At 41.8% G+C, this 16,787-nt stretch carries 13 protein-coding genes and 1 pseudogene; 8 read left to right on the forward strand and 6 right to left on the reverse strand.

Going from position 1 to position 16,787, the window contains the following annotated elements; translation table 11 throughout:
• Positions 1–639 (reverse strand): hypothetical protein (locus QW71_RS13545; protein ID WP_039298760.1); only part of this gene is annotated, 639 nt, incomplete at its 3' end.
• A gap of 221 nt (positions 640–860) precedes the next feature.
• Here QW71_RS13545 and QW71_RS13550 point away from each other — a divergent pair.
• A complete protein-coding gene (locus tag QW71_RS13550; protein ID WP_039298763.1) occupies positions 861–1,664 on the forward strand; it encodes an SDR family oxidoreductase in 804 nt (267 codons plus the stop codon).
• 146 nt (positions 1,665–1,810) lie between these two features.
• On the opposite strand, the gene QW71_RS13555 is transcribed toward QW71_RS13550, so the two are convergent.
• Entirely contained in the window at positions 1,811–2,980 is a 1,170-nt protein-coding gene (locus QW71_RS13555) for a sugar MFS transporter (protein WP_039298767.1), read from the reverse strand.
• Positions 2,981–3,281: 301 nt separating this feature from the next.
• Here QW71_RS13555 and QW71_RS38510 point away from each other — a divergent pair.
• Positions 3,282–4,146, forward strand: a pseudogene (locus QW71_RS38510) (2-keto-3-deoxygluconate permease).
• A 169-nt stretch (positions 4,147–4,315) separates the two neighbouring features.
• Here the strand turns inward: QW71_RS38510 and QW71_RS13565 are convergent.
• Positions 4,316–5,386, reverse strand: a complete 1,071-nt coding sequence (locus QW71_RS13565; protein ID WP_200905922.1) for a sugar phosphate isomerase/epimerase — start codon at positions 5,384–5,386, stop codon at positions 4,316–4,318.
• A gap of 114 nt (positions 5,387–5,500) precedes the next feature.
• Between QW71_RS13565 and QW71_RS13570 the strand changes: the two genes are divergently transcribed.
• Entirely contained in the window at positions 5,501–6,067 is a 567-nt protein-coding gene (locus QW71_RS13570; protein ID WP_039298770.1) for a TetR/AcrR family transcriptional regulator, read from the forward strand.
• Between the two features lie 623 nt (positions 6,068–6,690).
• Here the strand turns inward: QW71_RS13570 and QW71_RS13580 are convergent.
• Positions 6,691–7,218 (reverse strand): PadR family transcriptional regulator, encoded by a 528-nt coding sequence (locus QW71_RS13580; protein ID WP_039298776.1) that lies wholly within the window; start codon positions 7,216–7,218, stop codon positions 6,691–6,693.
• Between the two features lie 66 nt (positions 7,219–7,284).
• Positions 7,285–8,436 (reverse strand): YhgE/Pip domain-containing protein, encoded by a 1,152-nt coding sequence (locus QW71_RS13585; RefSeq protein WP_039298779.1) that lies wholly within the window; start codon positions 8,434–8,436, stop codon positions 7,285–7,287.
• Between the two features lie 257 nt (positions 8,437–8,693).
• Here QW71_RS13585 and QW71_RS13590 point away from each other — a divergent pair, with 257 nt between their 5' ends.
• A complete protein-coding gene (locus tag QW71_RS13590; RefSeq protein ID WP_039298782.1) occupies positions 8,694–9,155 on the forward strand; it encodes a MarR family winged helix-turn-helix transcriptional regulator in 462 nt (153 codons plus the stop codon).
• A gap of 61 nt (positions 9,156–9,216) precedes the next feature.
• Positions 9,217–10,164, forward strand: a complete 948-nt coding sequence (locus QW71_RS13595) for an oxidoreductase (RefSeq protein ID WP_039298785.1) — start codon at positions 9,217–9,219, stop codon at positions 10,162–10,164.
• Between the two features lie 124 nt (positions 10,165–10,288).
• Here the strand turns inward: QW71_RS13595 and QW71_RS13600 are convergent, their stop codons facing one another.
• Positions 10,289–11,938 (reverse strand): S-layer homology domain-containing protein, encoded by a 1,650-nt coding sequence (locus QW71_RS13600; protein ID WP_039298788.1) that lies wholly within the window; start codon positions 11,936–11,938, stop codon positions 10,289–10,291.
• A gap of 415 nt (positions 11,939–12,353) precedes the next feature.
• On the opposite strand from QW71_RS13600, the gene licT reads away from it, so the two are divergent.
• The 3 genes from licT (at position 12,354) to ascB (ending at position 16,669) form a co-directional block, all read left to right on the forward strand.
• Positions 12,354–13,190, forward strand: coding sequence for a BglG family transcription antiterminator LicT (gene licT, locus QW71_RS13605; protein WP_039298791.1), 837 nt, complete (start codon positions 12,354–12,356; stop codon positions 13,188–13,190).
• A gap of 151 nt (positions 13,191–13,341) precedes the next feature.
• Complete coding sequence (locus tag QW71_RS13610; protein WP_039298794.1) at positions 13,342–15,228, forward strand: beta-glucoside-specific PTS transporter subunit IIABC; 1,887 nt, start codon at positions 13,342–13,344, stop codon at positions 15,226–15,228.
• A 28-nt stretch (positions 15,229–15,256) separates the two neighbouring features.
• A complete protein-coding gene (gene ascB / locus QW71_RS13615) occupies positions 15,257–16,669 on the forward strand; it encodes a 6-phospho-beta-glucosidase (RefSeq protein ID WP_039298797.1) in 1,413 nt (470 codons plus the stop codon).
• The last annotated feature ends 118 nt before the right edge of the window (positions 16,670–16,787 follow it).

Consider the following 16,787-nt stretch of genomic DNA (forward strand, 5'->3'; position numbering starts at 1 on the left):
TTTTAGGTCCTCTACTTTTCCCTCTTTTATAATTTCTATTATTTTCTTTTCAAATAATCGTTCGCGAAAAAGACTTGAATGTAAATTCCGATTGAGCTCTAACTCCATTTTCTCTATTTTTACATTAGGTTCTGTTAGTTCAGCATTTTTCTTCCATACGGATTCCGGTGGAAACAAGACATGGTTAAACATGTAGAATACTATTGTACTTATGCTTAACAGTTTTTCGTGTAGAACAATAGGGAGCAACTTGTAATATTGTAGGATTTTATCACGATAAAAAAATCCGCGTGAATCATGGATTATTCCTTTCACTCTATCCTCAGATATAGGATAGGAAACAGAGGGGCCGATTAATGCGGTACCTTCAAATGTTTGATTGTTAAAAATACTAATCAGTATAAATTTTTCTGAAAATGCCGACTTCTTAATTAATGGGAATTCATACGGTTTACTCGCGTAGAAATTCAATTGCGCAAATAATTTTTGTTTTTGGTTCTCATAAAGAGGATTGAAAAACGGTTGATTTGAGGATTCATATATTATTTTCCCGTTTGGGTCAATATATAAAACGCTTAAACCAAAAGTACTGGAAATGAGATCGCATATTTTCTTGTTTTTATCAATGTAAGAGTCCATGCACTTTCCCCTTTCCTCATTCAAGTACAATAAGCTCAATGCTTCATGTGGTAATTGTACAAAAAAAAGTACGGAAATACCATAATGATTTAATTTTCAATGATATGATAGCGCTTAGAGCTGCGACCGTAGTATTGCAATACATACGGATTTTCAGTTATTCCTATAAAAGTCTGATTCTTTGATAAAAGGCGATTATTTAAGAGAGGGTGTTAAGACAAATGAAGGTATTGGACAAAGTTATTGTTGTTACAGGAGCGGGAGGCGGAATCGGTAGAGAATTGGTTCTTAATCTGCTTTCAAAGGGTGCGAGTGTTGCTGCTGTAGATATAAGTAAGGAAGCATTAGAGATAACTGTGAATCAAGCAGACAATAAAAGCCGGAGGCTTTCTACACATATCGTAAATCTAACGGAGCGGGATGCAGTCGAAGCACTTCCGGAGCAAGTTATTGATCATCATGGAAAAGTGGATGGAATCATAAATAATGCAGGTATTATTCATCCATTTTTGAAAGTCAATGAACTGGAATACGATAAAATCAAGTTAGTCATGGATATTAATTTTTACGGGACACTTTATATGGTAAAGACATTTCTTCCTTATCTGCTGAATAGACCAGTTGCACATATTGCCAATGTATCCAGTATGGGAGGATTTCTTCCGGTTCCCGGTCAAACCATTTATGGCGCATCTAAGGCTGCTGTGAAACTTTTGACAGAGGGTCTCCAGGCCGAGCTTAAAGAGACAAATGTGAAAGTAACTGTTGTTTTTCCTGGCGGAGTAAGCACAAACATTATGAAAAATTCCGGATTGGATGTTACGGATAATAAGGAGATAAGTAAGGAACAAGTTTCCCAATTGTTATCACCTAAAGAAGCGGCCGAAATTATTGTGAAAGGGATTGAAAATGACCAGATTAGAATTTTGGCGGGCAAAGATTCCAAAATAATGGATAAACTCTATCGTTTGAGTCCTAAAAGAGCGACAAACCTTATTGCAGATAAAATGAAGGATTTGATCTAGGAGAAGATCAGCGTTCCCATTTACAGTGAAATGGAAAAGAGATTGCTACTATGAACGTATGGGGTAATTAGTAGCAATCACTTTCTTGACAGAAGAGCATCTACGACATAGGCCAGATTATAGAAAGCTGGTATTAGTACAATACTTTATACAAGCTTATGTTTGTAAACTCTATTAACCATTTCTGAAGATACAAACATGATGCTAAAAAGTAGAAGCAAGATAATGGGTACCATAAACATACCAAATTGGCTTGCAATAAACCCCATTAATAAAGGTATCAATGTAGAACCTGTATAAGCACTTGCCATTTCAAGTCCAATTACACTTGAAGAAGCTTTTTCCCCAAACCTTTCCGGTGTGGCATGAACAATATTCGGATAGATTGGCGCTCCACCTAGTCCCACAATGAGCAATGCCCCTGCAGCAAACCAATGTGGAACCGGTAAAATAAGAATTAGAAGTCCGACACAGCCAACTAACCCGCCGTATCGTATCAGCCTTTTACTGGATAACTTAGTCGAGAGAAATCCGGAAAAAATCCGTCCTATAATGATTCCAATATAAAATAGGGAAGAAAAGGCTGCTGCTGTGCCAGGAGTAATTCCTTTGCTATCAATAAAGAAGGATGCCATCCATAGACCAGCGGCTGTTTCCGAACCATTGTAACAAAGCATGGAGACCATGGACATTCTCACACCCCTGATTCGTAAGGCCTCTCTGTTACTGACGAGTGTCTGCTCGTCTCCTTCTTCTATCTTTCCGTTCTCAAAAACCTTCCATAAAGACAGCGATCCCAATAATATTAGAGCTATGATAGTAAGTACTATCCCTATAGTAAGGTATCCCATACGCCAGTTATTTCCATTATCCAGTGAAAATGACATTACAATAGGTCCCGTCATTGCTCCAATCCCCCAGAAACAATGCAACCAGCTCATATGCCTGGCCTTAAAATGTAGAGCTACATAGTTACTTAATGCTGCATCTACAGAACCAGCACCTAATCCCAAGGGAATCGCCAGAAGTATAAAGAATAAGAACTCGTTTGAGAAGTAAAATCCAAATAAGGCAATCGTTGTTAATAAAATGCTGAACAATGTTACCTTTCCAGTGCCAAATCTATGCAACAATCTGCTTGCAAATAAACTGGATACAACCGTACAGAATGAGACCGTTAACGATATATAACCTGCCATTTCTGTTGTGGCACCAATATCAAGTTTCATAATAGACCATGCACTTCCAAGCAAGGCGTCAGGCAATCCGAGACCTATGAATGCCAGGTAAATAATAATCAGCAATAACGTAATCATCTCTAATCTCTCCTCAGTTTGAATACACTTTGCAATAGCATTATACCAATATAAATCTATCTTAAATAGCAATAATCAATGAATAAATAACACTATTTCGATGTCCTTGTAAGGGAAAGCTGCCTAAAATAAGGTTATATTCCTTACACGGACTGTTACTGGGCGAACCAGGCATGACCGATTTCGATTACTCAACCTGTAATCGTTTTCAGTCATTTTTATTTTGCAGGGGGTGAGTATGTATGAAGGTGATTAAGAAAGTGAACTACAACGTGGTGGCGGGCTGCTCATCGTGCCTATGATGCTGGCAGCAGTGATCAACACCGTGTTTCCGCAGTTCTTTCAGATTGGTGATCCCACAACGGCTCTATTTACTTCGAAAGGAACGATGGTGCTCATCGGCATGATCCTGCTCGTCTCAGGTATGCAATTGAACTTGAGCAAGCTCCCTGTCACGCTGAAGCGGGCGGGAATGCACTGTCTGGCAAGGGTGCTGATCGCCTGGGGGATCGGCTGGGCATTCGTGCATTGGTTCGGCGTGGAGGGGTTGCCGGGATTTCTGCCGTTGCGTTCATTGCGGTGCTGACCAGTTGCAATCCGGGCCTGCACCTGGCGTTAATGAATTCCTATGGGGATGACGTGGACCGGGCGGCTTTCGGCATTTGAACCTCATCGTCGTCCCGGTAATTCCAGTCATGATCCTGAACTCAGCCAGCGGGGTAGGAATTGATTACTTGAGCGTGCTGGCAACGCTGATTCCTTTTCTGATCGGCATCCTGCTTGGTAACCTCGATGACCATATTCAGAAGATGTTTGCTCCGGGGACGGTCATTGTGTTGCCGTTCCTGGGGACAAGCTTTGGTTCAAACATAGATCTGAGCATTGCCTTCCGTTCGAGCCTGTCCGGGCTGCTTATAACGGTGCTGTTCTTCGTCCTATGTTTACTGCCACTGATTATAATTGACCGTGTTTTGTTAAAGCGTCCAGGGTATACAGCAGCAGCCACCTGTTCAGTCGCCGGATTGTCCATGGCAGTACCTGCCATGGCTGCCGGATTCAACCCGGCTTATACTCCTTATGTTGATACAGCCATTGCACAAATTGCATTTGCTGTCATTCTGACCTCCATCACTGTGCCATATGTGGTGAAAAGGCTGGCGGGGTAGTAGGTGAGCTATGGCAGGTAATATGTAATAGAGTGTCCCAAATGCCAAGAATGGCTTGGGACACTCTTATATATGTTTACTTTCCGAGCAAAAAAACAGAGAAGGTGCTTGGAGGAGAAGCAAATGCATAACGTAGCTTAGAAGATGGTAGCAGGATCAGCTCCACAATTTAAAATGGTTCGGTAGCATTATCTTTCTGTACTTCGTTCTCTTGGCCACCAAACTTTTCCTGCATGTATCCTGCGCTAACCTGGATACTCTTGATTGGGTCGTTATCCACCCAATTTTTATGAGTTTCTAATATAACACCTTCTACTCCGTTTTTTATAGCAATTGCTGAGAGAGTATCCAGATCCATATTTCCATATCCTAATTCAGTAGCATTTTCTTTCAGTATGGGTGTCATATAGGGACCTGATTTGGTATGTCCGCGGTCATTGATATGCCATAGTTTCATTCGGCTGCCCAGTTTTTCCATCAAAGCCGGAACATTAGCCCCGCCATCGGCCATCCAGTAACTATCAAACTCGAAATTAACATATGCAGGATCTGTTTTTTCAATAATAATGTCGTAAGCTGTTTTATCAGGGGTGACCTTTTGCAGTTCAACATTATGATTATGATATAAAAGACGTATCCCTTCTTCAGAAAGGGCTTTTCCTGCCTGGTTAAGATTTTGAACAAGTTCTTCCACGTCATCTAAACTACTATAATCAAATTTGTACATACCGGTAATAACTACTGTATCTGTACCGAATTTTTTCGCTTCAACGGCTAACGCTTTCGCATCCTTCTCAATGCTCCCCAGATTACTATGTAGGCTTACGACCTTCAGTCCGCTTTCCTTAATCAGCTTAGGCCAATCAAGCTTGCCGCCATTGCCAATAGGCATTCCTGAGAACTTTGTCATTAGTTTTACAAGAATGGAAGACTTGTGAATCATAAAATCATTTAATTCGATAGAATCATAACCTGCATTTTTGATATTAAGTAATGTTTGTAAAGCATTATCATAATTATTACTCATTGTTCCTATCATAATCTGTTGAACTGCAGTTGTTATATGCTGTGAATTATTCCGGACCTTACTTTTAACAATTTTGCTTTGCTCCGTTTTGTGTGATTTGACAATTTTATTAATGCGGATATTTTCTTTGATTTCATACCCGGCAACAAGAATTATTATGAGACTAATACACGCAATGATTACTTTTAGTACCTTTTTTCTGTTTTTTTTCAATTTGTACATCTCCGTTTCATTGACTTATTTCATGAGTACTTTACAATAATATCAACATCTGTCTATTTTACAACCGACAGATTCTTCGGAAATGTCGAATACAATGGAGGCCCTATGTCAGAAAAAAATAATGTCAACCAGAGGGTGATGCTAACGAAACGCTTGGTTGGCGAAGCTTTATTAAAAATGTTAAAGACGCGTAATATTAATAAAATATCCATACGGGAACTATGCCAAGTTGCAGGAATTAATCGCACTACATTTTATAATCACTATGGGAGTCAATTTGATGTATTAAATGAAATCGCTGAGACGTACATGCAAAATACTTCATTTACTGTTATCAATGATCTTGCAGCAGGTAAAAATATTGATGAATGTCTGACTGGAATACTACAATACATCAAAGACAATCTTGAATTTATAAAACTTGTAATAGATATGGAGAATTATGATCTAATCTCCCGCATTACTATCTCACTGCCGCAGTTTGATCATATGGTCATTAAACATTTACCGGAAAAATTGGATTTGAAGGAAAAGAAGGCAATTGCCTCTTATGTCCAGTATGGAACAGTAAGACTTCTTAAAGAATGGATTCTCACAGATTGTTTGGAGTCACCGGAAGAAGAAGCAGAATTGATTCTGAAAATGGCTGGAAGGACGATTGGTAATGGATAACCGCCTGCAATAATCAGAGCCATGCTGATTCTGAAGAGACAATCTCTCGACTGGAAGAAGCTCTGGACAACATGAAAGAAGCGGAGTGTGTGGCAATAATCCACGTGATATTCCAAGGGATGGTTGACATGCCATGGATGAATCCCATAGATCTCCAGTTGCGGTCTTTGAATATACAAAATATTCCAGGTGGTTGGATATTCAGATACACAGCATTTTTCAAGGAGGTTCGAAAAGGTCGCGGGCTGCAAATCCAGGGACTTTAGGAAAAACACACCAAGTGTTTAGACGTATTTAGCCATCCGATGGAATAAGTAAGAGGTGAAACTGTAGTTGATTTGAAAATAAATGCCTGCGGGTTCAGCAGAACTTACATCATTTTGCGCGGTATGCAATTGGACAAGAACTGAAGTATCCAGTTTTGTGTTTAAGGGCGTATCGCGCGTTTTTTCCATAGTTATGCAGGAGGCACAGTCGCTAACCGACGAGCTCCCAATTGATACACTAGCAGGCTCAAAAAGCTCATACAGCGGGATATCATGAAAGACTGACGATGAAGTGACCAGATGAGCCTGACAGGGTCAGTCCGTTTTCTTTTTTCAACCACTACTTCTGCTATATGCTCATCCTTTCACTTCGAGGAGCAGCTTGTGCAGCAAGGCAATATCATTTTGGACTGATTGATGGGCATGTTCTGAAATCAGCCGGACGGAGACTTTTTTAGAATCGGGAATGTTTGATAATTCAGAATCGCCATTTTCAATCAAAAGCTTTCTTTTATTCAGCCGTTCAATGGCATCTTCGATCAAATAAGCAAGCTTCCTGCTGTCAACCTTATCCAGAAAAAAGAGGGAGGAGTACAGGGAAGTGAAATTTGTTAAGTTTTGAAATGCGGAATAGATTTCTTCCACCAGTGTTTCACGGCCCTTTTCTGTAATTCCATAGGTCGTTTTCTCGGGACGGTTGTCGGTCTGCTCAACCTTGATTTTTTGAATAAGTCCTTTTTTTAAAAGAACCTCAAAATTATAATAAAGGGTTCCATCGTTGATCGGAAATGAATTATCGAGAGGCTTTAGAACTTGCTTCTTCAGATCGTAAGGATGATGCTCCCCCTCGCTCAGGATACCAAGGATAAATATTTGAAGCGACATAAGACTCCTCCTAAAATATATATGAAAAGAGCCGTCTGCCGTAAAGGGCGTTCGGCTCTTTCTATTTTACATGAAGAGCGGCTGAGGTGCATCACCGGGGCTTAATTTAGTGTACGGCTTGAAATGGTGGATTACAGTATTCAAAGCAAGCGCTGAAACCATGATAAGGCTAAGACCTAACAGCAGTACAGCAGAACGTCCTCCGCCGAATAGCAAATTGTAGTCCAACTGAACTGTATAAAACATTACGGAAATATGGCTAATGGCTTTATAAAATCCTGGCATCATAACCTGTGGCACCACCGATCCATTGGCGATGGTCTGAATCAGCAAGAACGGTAGATTTAGCATCATGCCTGCCTGTCCAAAGAGGAGGCAGAAAATGCTGGTGAACTGAATGGCTGCGAATAATTCGAGGGCGTGCAACAGCCACAAATGAACAAACGTACCAGCTCCATATCCGTGTATGAAGAAATAAATGCTAAGCCCGATCAAGGGGACGATCAGAGAAATTATAGCATTGGTACCTTGCAGCGAAAGGAAGGCTTTCCATTTTCCAAGCTTACCCTTTAATTGGTTCAATGCACCGATTGCCATCATGGAGTATATCATTGCCCCGACATAAGAGGACATCGTCAGAAACATTGGAGCCATTTGGTTATGCATCCCGGCTGGCTGAGGATTGGAATCTATTACATTGGCCTTGACTTTGTTAACAATGCCTGTGGCTATTTCCTTGGCCTGCACCTCCGACATCTTCATATTTTGCAGTACACCTTCAATGCCGCTTGTCTGCAGCTGGGTACTGATTTTTTCTGTGATTTGCGTTACTACATTTTGAACTGTGCTGTTGGTGGTAGCTGGATTGGATTGGTTGATATAATAATCCAGTTGAACTTGCTGGTCCGGAGCAGAGAGCTTCTGCGTAAAATCCTGAGGGATGTGCATGATCAGATGAATGTCCCGGTCTTCAAGCTTTTGCTGAGCCGTCTTTAGATCGGTATCCGTCTGCACTTGAAACGGCAGCTCCTGCTCAAGCTGCTTCGCAAATTCCATCCCGTACTGCTTATCTTCATTTACAATTGCCACCGAGAGATTGCCGATGTTCTTCGGAACCGCACTATAACCGGAAGTGAAGACTCCGATCATAATGATTTGGTAAAAAATCATCATAAAAACACCACTCAGAATTGCCTTATTTTTGAAAAATGATTTCATCGCTCACACCATCCATATACTTTATTTAAAATACTCTATTTAAAGTATAACTTTTCATGGATGCTGTCAATAGTTCCGAGAAATCGTTTCAATCAAAATCTTGTTCGGTTTGTATACTGATGATGCTATGGTAGCAGGCAGAATTAAAAATTCTATATCGAAAACGAAATAGTTAATCGCTATACTGTAAACGAGTGAACTGTTAACTTTTTAACTTTAATCGGCTTGGACTGACAGTTAAAAGAAAGGAATAAAAAATGGATCAGGACTTAAAAACTCAACTCGTACATTCGATATTTCAATTAAAGAGGCTACATGGAGCGGGACTCGGAATGGAAACGGGAGGGAACAAGAGTGACATTAACATGACAGAACTTGTTCTAATGAAAGGAATCGCCGACAATTCCACTGATTCCGAAAACAACATCGGTTTGCCCGACGTTCGGGGATACCTGTCAATCTCCAAAGCTGCAGTTTCCCAGATGCTGGGTACACTTGAGAAGAAAGGATATATAAACAGAGACTTAGACAAGAATAATCGTAGAAACCTTGTTGTTACACTTACCCCCAAAGGACGTGAGATTCTAAAGAACAAGGATAACGAGTTTAACGATAGGCTTGATAAAATTATAACTCATCTCGGAGAAGACGATGTTAAACAAATGATAACGATTGTTAACCGTATGATAGAGTATACAAACAAACTTAATAACGAATAAGACAGGATGAATGAGCGAAGATTTTTAAATAAGCAAAAGAAGGGGAAGAGGTTATGAATACATGAAGAATAAAGAGCGTTGGACGATTTCCGATATTCCCTCCCAGAAAGGCCGCTTGATTCTTGTCACAGGTACAGGGGGGTTAGGTTATATAACCGCTTTAATTCTGGTCCGTGCAGGTGCGGAAGTTATTCTGGCAGGACGAAACAGAAGTAAGGGGGAGGCGGCAGTCAAAGAAATTCAGTCAAATGTTGTTTCGGCAAATATACATTTTGAACAGATTGATCTTGGCGATCTTGCCTCCATAGAAGCTTCCGTAAAACGGATACGCGATAAGTATCCAAGGCTGGATGTCCTTATTAATAATGCCGGAGTGATTATGAATCAGGAACGACAAGTTACCAAGGATGGTTTTGAATTGCAGTTTGGCACAAATTTCCTTGGACATTTTGCGTTGACAGCTCATCTTATGCCGCTTTTACGAAAAGGACACAACCCTCGGGTTGTCAATGTCTGTGCCCTTGCCGCCAATAGTGGTGTAATTAATTTTGATGATCTGCAGTCGGAAAACCTTCATAAGCCCATGCCAGTATATGGTCAATCAAAACTGGCTAACTTGATTTTTTCACTTGAGCTTCATCGTCGTAGCATGGCTGAACGGTGGGGAGTTATGAGCATTGCCGTTCATCCGGGCTTATCTCGATCAGATTTGGTTGACAATGGAACAAGAGAAAAAAGCAAGATGCCGCTTGCGCTTCGTCTGATTGGACCAATAATGTTACAGTCGGCTGAACAAGGGGCTTTGCCAACGCTGTTCGCAGCAACCTCCCCGGAGGCCGTCAGCGGACAGTATTATGGACCGGATGGAGTTAAAGAAACAAGGGGATTCCCTGCACCTGCCAAAATACCGGCTACTGCAAAAGATGTAAATACTGCCATACGATTATGGGAAATCTCCAAACAGTTGACGAATGTGGATTTCGAGAAGATATTATCGGGGATATCCTAAATAAAATCATGCCGGTTACTATTCTGCCAAGGATGCGAGCGCAGTATTATGCAGAAAAAGCGGCCGAGGAGGCCGCTTTATCATTTCTGTAATAGCGCTGCTCATCCAGACTGTATTTGGTTTGTTACATCCTACTAGTCAGCAGTTCCACAAATTTGGTTGCTTCCGCCCCGGTCACGGGCCGATTCGGTGCGAATTGGGTGGCGGAATCACCGTTCAGAATCCCCGCCGCAACGGAGCGCCCAATAGCTTCGGAAGCCCAATGCCCGTTTGGCACGTCTTTGAAGGCTACCGGGTTTGCTACAGAAGAAGCTTGTTTTTGGCCCGTAGTCCGCATAACATTATCAGCGATCATCGCAAGCTGCGCCCGCGTTACGGCCAAATCCGGGTTAAACAGGCCTGCACCGGTTCCTTTCATAATACCGGCCGTCTTATTTTGGCGAATAGCCAGATCCTCAGGCGAATTTACGGTATCCGTGTAAATATCTGTACCGATTACCTCGCTTAGCTTTAGCTGGTCAGCCAATAGCGCAGCCAACTCCGCGCGTGTCACTTGAGCATCCTGCAGTAAAGAGACCGATGTCGCAGCTGGCTTTTTCTGCTCAAATAACCATGCCAACATATTCTTATCATTAAATACGGGTATCCACGAACAGTGTCTGAAATCTCCGTAAAGCTGTTGAGAGGCTAGAAACGCATCATCATAAATAGTTAGCTTGGCCTGGTTGTTGCCTAAACCGGTCAATGCCTCGTAAGTCAGCGTACTCGTCCGGCTATCTGTGATCGGGTCATTTTGTGCATGTACGAGCCATACCGGTACATCCGTCAGGTCCTTCAGTTCCGATTTAAACTTATCTACGGATCCGGTGTAATCAGCTACGGCGTCTTTCGCCGCAACGATAATGGAGCCGGCGAACAGCTCCGGATACTGCGTCAGGAAACGAAGCGCACCGCCGCCGCCGCTGGACACCCCTACGACATAAATGCGGTTCGGGTCTACCTTGCCAGAAACGATAAGCTCCTTGATTAACTCCGCCTGTACCTCAAAGTAATCACGCATCAACGAAAGTTCTTCGGGATTGTTATAGATTTTCCACCCATAGTTTTCTGGGAATTGTACGGCCAGAACGGATGTATCGTAACCAGAATCTGTCCAGGCAACGGCGCCTTTGTTCTCGGTGAGTTGCTTGAGGTTGTCTGTTCCGACCTCTCCGCCGCCGTGCAGCCATACGATCAGGGGTTGTGGGGCTGTAGATTCGGTCAGTTTAAGTCTGTAGTTCAACTTCTCTCCATTAGTTCCTGTAAACTCCCCAGCGACAAAATCATCGAATGTCCGTGTCTTCACTACCGTCACGGATTCCTTATTAAACGACAACTCGGGGTAACGTCCATTCGTCACGGCAAACGCTGACACCGGACCCCCGGAATATTTAAATGGCTTTACTTTAAGTGATAAAATATTATCCGCCCAACTCAGTTCAACCCCGTCATCCGCATAATCGTTTTGCACAGTCTCGTTATTCTCGTTAACAGGATAACCATCGAAGTTGCCGGTAATTACAAAGTCAGATGCTCTCAAATCGGCATATGAGCCTGCGCTGCTCACCTGCAAATCAAATGATTCAACCATCCTACCCGTATCGCCAATATAAGTATTTGCCGTAATTTGCACAGGTGAAGCCGCTTCGGCTTTCACAGACAGTCCACCGGTCAGTATGGTGCCAACCGCCAAAACAAACGATAACATCAGACCAGTACCTTTTCTCAATTGCATCCTACCTACCTCCAGTTATAAAGTTGTGTTATTTGTACACGAGTCGGATCAAGTCGCTTAAAATGAAAAAAACCTAACTCGAACCGACATAGGAAAAATCCATGTCTGATTCGATTTAGGTTTTGCCCGATTAAGCGGTTACAATCCACATCGTATCTACATACGAAATCATATATATGAACTTTTAAAAAGTCAACAAGTTATTTTTTTAATATTTTCAAAATAAAAAAACATATTTTTACATTATCTTTCACTTGAAAACGTTCTCCACCTCTTATATAATAAAAATACAATTTATATTAGGGTTGTAACTGCATTGCAGGCAAAGCCTAAACCAATTCATGCTAGTTTAATTTTAGTTATGGATTCGTTTAGGCTTTTTTTGTCCGTAAAAAAATATAAAGTGGGCGAACTCATGAGGATAAAAAAAGTATTTAATAATAATGTTGCATTGGTTGAAGGACCAAATCGATCTGAGATCATTGTTATTGGAAAGGGACTAGCCTATCAGAAAACTCCAGGTGAAGATATAGATCCGTTAAAAATAGAGAAGACTTTCGTGATGGAGACCAAAGAGTTATCTGAACGGCTATCTACATTACTGAGTGAGATTCCTCCAAAGCATCTGGAATTGACAGATCAAATTATTCGTTATGCAGCAAAGGATTTAAGCACGACCTTTAGTAATAATATCTACCTGGCTCTGACAGATCATATTAGCTACGCAATTACGCGCACCATACAGGGGTTGAGCCTTAAAAATGCACTGCTATGGGAGATACAGAAATTTTATCCGAAAGAATTTCATGCTGCAACGCATGCATTACATTTAATTGAAAAGGAAACTGGAATTAAACTGCCTGTAGATGAAGCTGGATTTATCGCAATGCATTTCGTGAATGGGCAGCAAGATGGTCAGGAAATGGAACAGACCTTGTTAGTTACCCAGATGGTTCAAGGAATTCTTAATATAGTAACACTTCACTATGGGATAGAGCTGGATGAGAATTCGTTAAATTACAGCCGCTTTGTGACCCACTTGAAATATTTTTCTTATCGCACCATGCGTCATGAATCGATTCCTTCTGAGGATGATGAACTTTACCAACAAGTCGTTACCAAATATCCTGAAGCTTTTGCCTGTAGTGAGAAGGTAAGATTCTATTTACGGGAAGAGTTTCAAGTTGAAACAACCGAAGGTGAAATGGTCTATTTTATGCTTCATATTAGGCGTGTGACCAGCAGAGATTAACCTATTACAATAAAGAACAGGGTTGTTACCATTAGTTGGGCAAAGCCTGGATACGTGATAAGTGTACTGTTTTTCAGTGTGCTTTATCACCTATTCAGGCTTTTTTATTTCATAAAACCAGCCAGAATGAGATCAAAAGGAGCGAGCACAAATGAAATACGAAAGATTAGCCAAAGATATCGTGCAAAATATCGGCGGAGAAGAGAATGTTAACAATCTTGTCCATTGTGCAACACGGTTAAGATTTAATCTCAAAGACAATCAGCTACCGGATAAGGAGAAGCTGAAAAGCTTAGCTGGGGTTTTGAGTGTCGTAGAAAGTGGCGGTCAATTCCAAGTGGTAATTGGAAATGACGTTGCTCACGTGTATCAAGAAATTATGAAAATCAGCAAATTAGGGGCAGGAAATTCTGCTTCCGCAGATGCAGATCAACCCAAGGAGAAGATCATGTCCAGAATTTTCGCAGTAATTTCTGGAAGTCTTTCTCCCCTATTGCCTGCAATGGCTGGAGCGGGGATACTTAAAGCTTTTTTAACCTTATTCACAAACTTTGAATGGCTATCTGCTGATAGTGGAACCTACCTCATTCTGGCAGCAGCAGCAAATGCCGTTTTCTATTTCTTGCCTATATTCTTGGGCATTTCTGCATCGTTCAAATTCGGGGCAAATCCATATGTAGGTGGAGTTATTGGTGCAGCTTTAATGGAACCGAACTTTACGGGATTATTGGCGAATGGAGACACCTCTTCTTTTCTTGGCATTCCTGTAGTCTTAATGGATTATTCATCAACGGTCTTTCCGGTATTCGTATCCATTTGGATTTTCTCTTATGTGGAGAAATACTTAAAGAAAATCATTCATAAAGAGCTCCAGACGTTCATGGTTCCGTTGTTGTCTTTAGTCATTCTTGTGCCGCTTGCTGCGATAGTCTTCGGTCCGTTTGGAGTATATCTCGGAAACGCGATCGCAGATGCTATCAATTACCTCATGGGAGTTAGCGGGCTGTTAACAGGTGCTGTAATTGGCGGGTTAATCTTCTTCCTAGTTGTGTTTGGGCTCCATTGGGGAATTATTCCGATCGTGCTGGCAAATCTTACGAATGGAACCGATCCAATCCTTGCGATGTGGGCAGCATCTAACTTTGCAATGGCAGGGGTGGCACTGGCTGTCTTCCTTAAATCCAAAGAAAAGACTTTGAAATCACTGGCTGGTTCCTCTACATTAAGTCTGTTGTTAGCCGGGGTCTCTGAGCCCACTGTTTATGGTATATTGCTGCGTTACAAGCGCACAATCCCCTATGTTATTATTGCCGGAGCTGTCGGCGGGGCAATTAATGGCGGTTTCAATACGTATGCTACAGCATTTGTCTTCCAGAATATTTTCTCGATCGGTGCATTTGAACCGGTGGGTTACTATTTAATCGGGATTGTCGCCGCTATGGGAATTGGTTTGATTCTAACGCTTCTTTTCGGGTACCAAGATAAAAAAACTGTTGCAGTGACTGAAGCAACTCCTGCTGTAGAAGTGAAGGCTATTCAACCGGAGGCAAGTGCCAATTCTTCTAATCATTCATCTGTCTTGAAGAAAGAGGTGCTTCTCAGCCCGTTAACAGGGGAAGTGAAATCCTTGACTGAAGTTCCCGATCCTGCTTTTGCAGAAGGTGCTATGGGAAAAGGAATAGCTATTGTTCCGAGTGTTGGCCAAGCCGTATCTCCAGTGAATGGAACCGTTGGTACCATTCTCAAATCAGGCCATGCTGTAATTCTACGGTCCGAGAATGGAGCAGAAATATTGATTCATATTGGAATCAACACCGTTCAATTAAAAGGGCAATATTTCACCCCTCGGGTTAAAGCAGGGGATCAGGTGCGAAAAGGGGATCTACTGATTGAATTTGAGCTTGAAAAGATCAGGGAAGCTGGTTACAATCCGATCACTCCAATCATTATCTCAAATACTGCTGAATACTTGGATGTAATTGAAACAACAAGCTCATCGGTTACAGCCCAAGATAAGTTGCTGACTCTTGTGGTCTAAGCAGAACTGGCTAGAAAGGAGACTCACTTTGAAATCCAACACAAACAGTTTTCCAGAAAATTTCTTATGGGGCGGCGCAGTAGCGGCCAACCAGGTAGAGGGCGCTTTTTTAGAGGATGGAAAAGGTTTGTCCACAGCAGATGTAATGCCACGTGGCATTACAGGGCCGATCATGGAGATTCCTGAAGGTGAATATCCTTCTCATGAAGCTATCGATTTTTACCACCGGTATAAAGAAGACATCGCAATGTTCGCAGAAATGGGCTTTCGCTGTTTTCGGACTTCAGTTGCATGGACACGTATTTTTCCAGAGGGAGATGAAGAGATTCCTAATGAAGAGGGCATCCGCTTCTATGAAGGCTTGATAGATGAGTTGCTCAAATACAATATAGAACCTGTCATTACGATCTCTCATTATGAAATGCCTTTAGGATTGGCCAAGAAGTATGGAGGTTGGAGAAGCCGTAAGACCATTGAATGCTATGAACGGTATGCCAAGGTTCTATTTGAGAGATTAAAAGGGAAAGTCAAGTATTGGATGACTTTTAATGAAATTAATATTCTGGCCCATTATCCGTTCACAGGTGGTGGAATTATCCTCCGGGAAGGAGAGAATAAGAAACAGGTTCAATATCAGGCGGCACACCATCAGTTCATAGCAAGTGCACTCGCCGTAAAGGCTTGTCATGAAATTATACCTGATGCCCAAATCGGCTGTATGTTGGCTTATATTCCCGCATATCCGTTGACGAGTGCACCGGAGGATGTCTTTGCCGCCCTGCAAGGTGAAAGGGAAATCCTGATGTTTGGCGATGTACAGGCCAGAGGAGGTTATCCATCCTATGCAGCGCAATTTTTCAAGGAGAATGAAGTGGTACTTGAAAAAGAACCCGGGGATGATCTTATTCTGAAAAGCTACCCTGTTGATTTTATTGGCTTCAGTTACTATATGAGCCGTGCTGTGAGTGCAGATCCGGAGGGGAAAGAGACTACAGCGGGTAATTTGTTCGGTGGTGTCAAAAATCCATATTTGCCTTCATCGCAATGGGGGTGGCAGATTGATCCGCTGGGTCTAAGAATTGCTCTTAATCTATTATATGACCGTTATCAGAAGCCGTTATTTATTGTAGAGAATGGTCTGGGTGCAGCAGACAATCTAGAAGCTGACGATACGATTAATGATGATTATCGGATCAATTATTTGCGGGAGCATCTCTTGGAGGTCTCGAAGGCTATTCAGGATGGTGTCGATTTAATCGGATACACCAGCTGGGGACCGATTGACTTGATCAGTGCATCTACCGGAGAAATGAAAAAGAGGTATGGTTACATTTATGTAGATAAAGACAATGATGGTAAAGGAACCCTTAGAAGAATAAAGAAGAAAAGCTTTGCCTGGTACAAGAAGGTAATTGCTTCTAACGGGTCTGACTTAGACTGAAATATTACTGACATAAAAGCCGCCCTTTAACTAAGGACGGTTTTTATGTTAAGAATATATCATCTATTCTTGAGTGACGTCATGGGCATTTGCGTAGTTTTCAAGTTGGAGCAGGTAC

Origin of the sequence: Paenibacillus sp. IHB B 3415 (assembly GCF_000802655.2) — a bacterium.
GTDB lineage: Bacteria > Bacillota > Bacilli > Paenibacillales > Paenibacillaceae > Paenibacillus_AQ > Paenibacillus_AQ phytohabitans.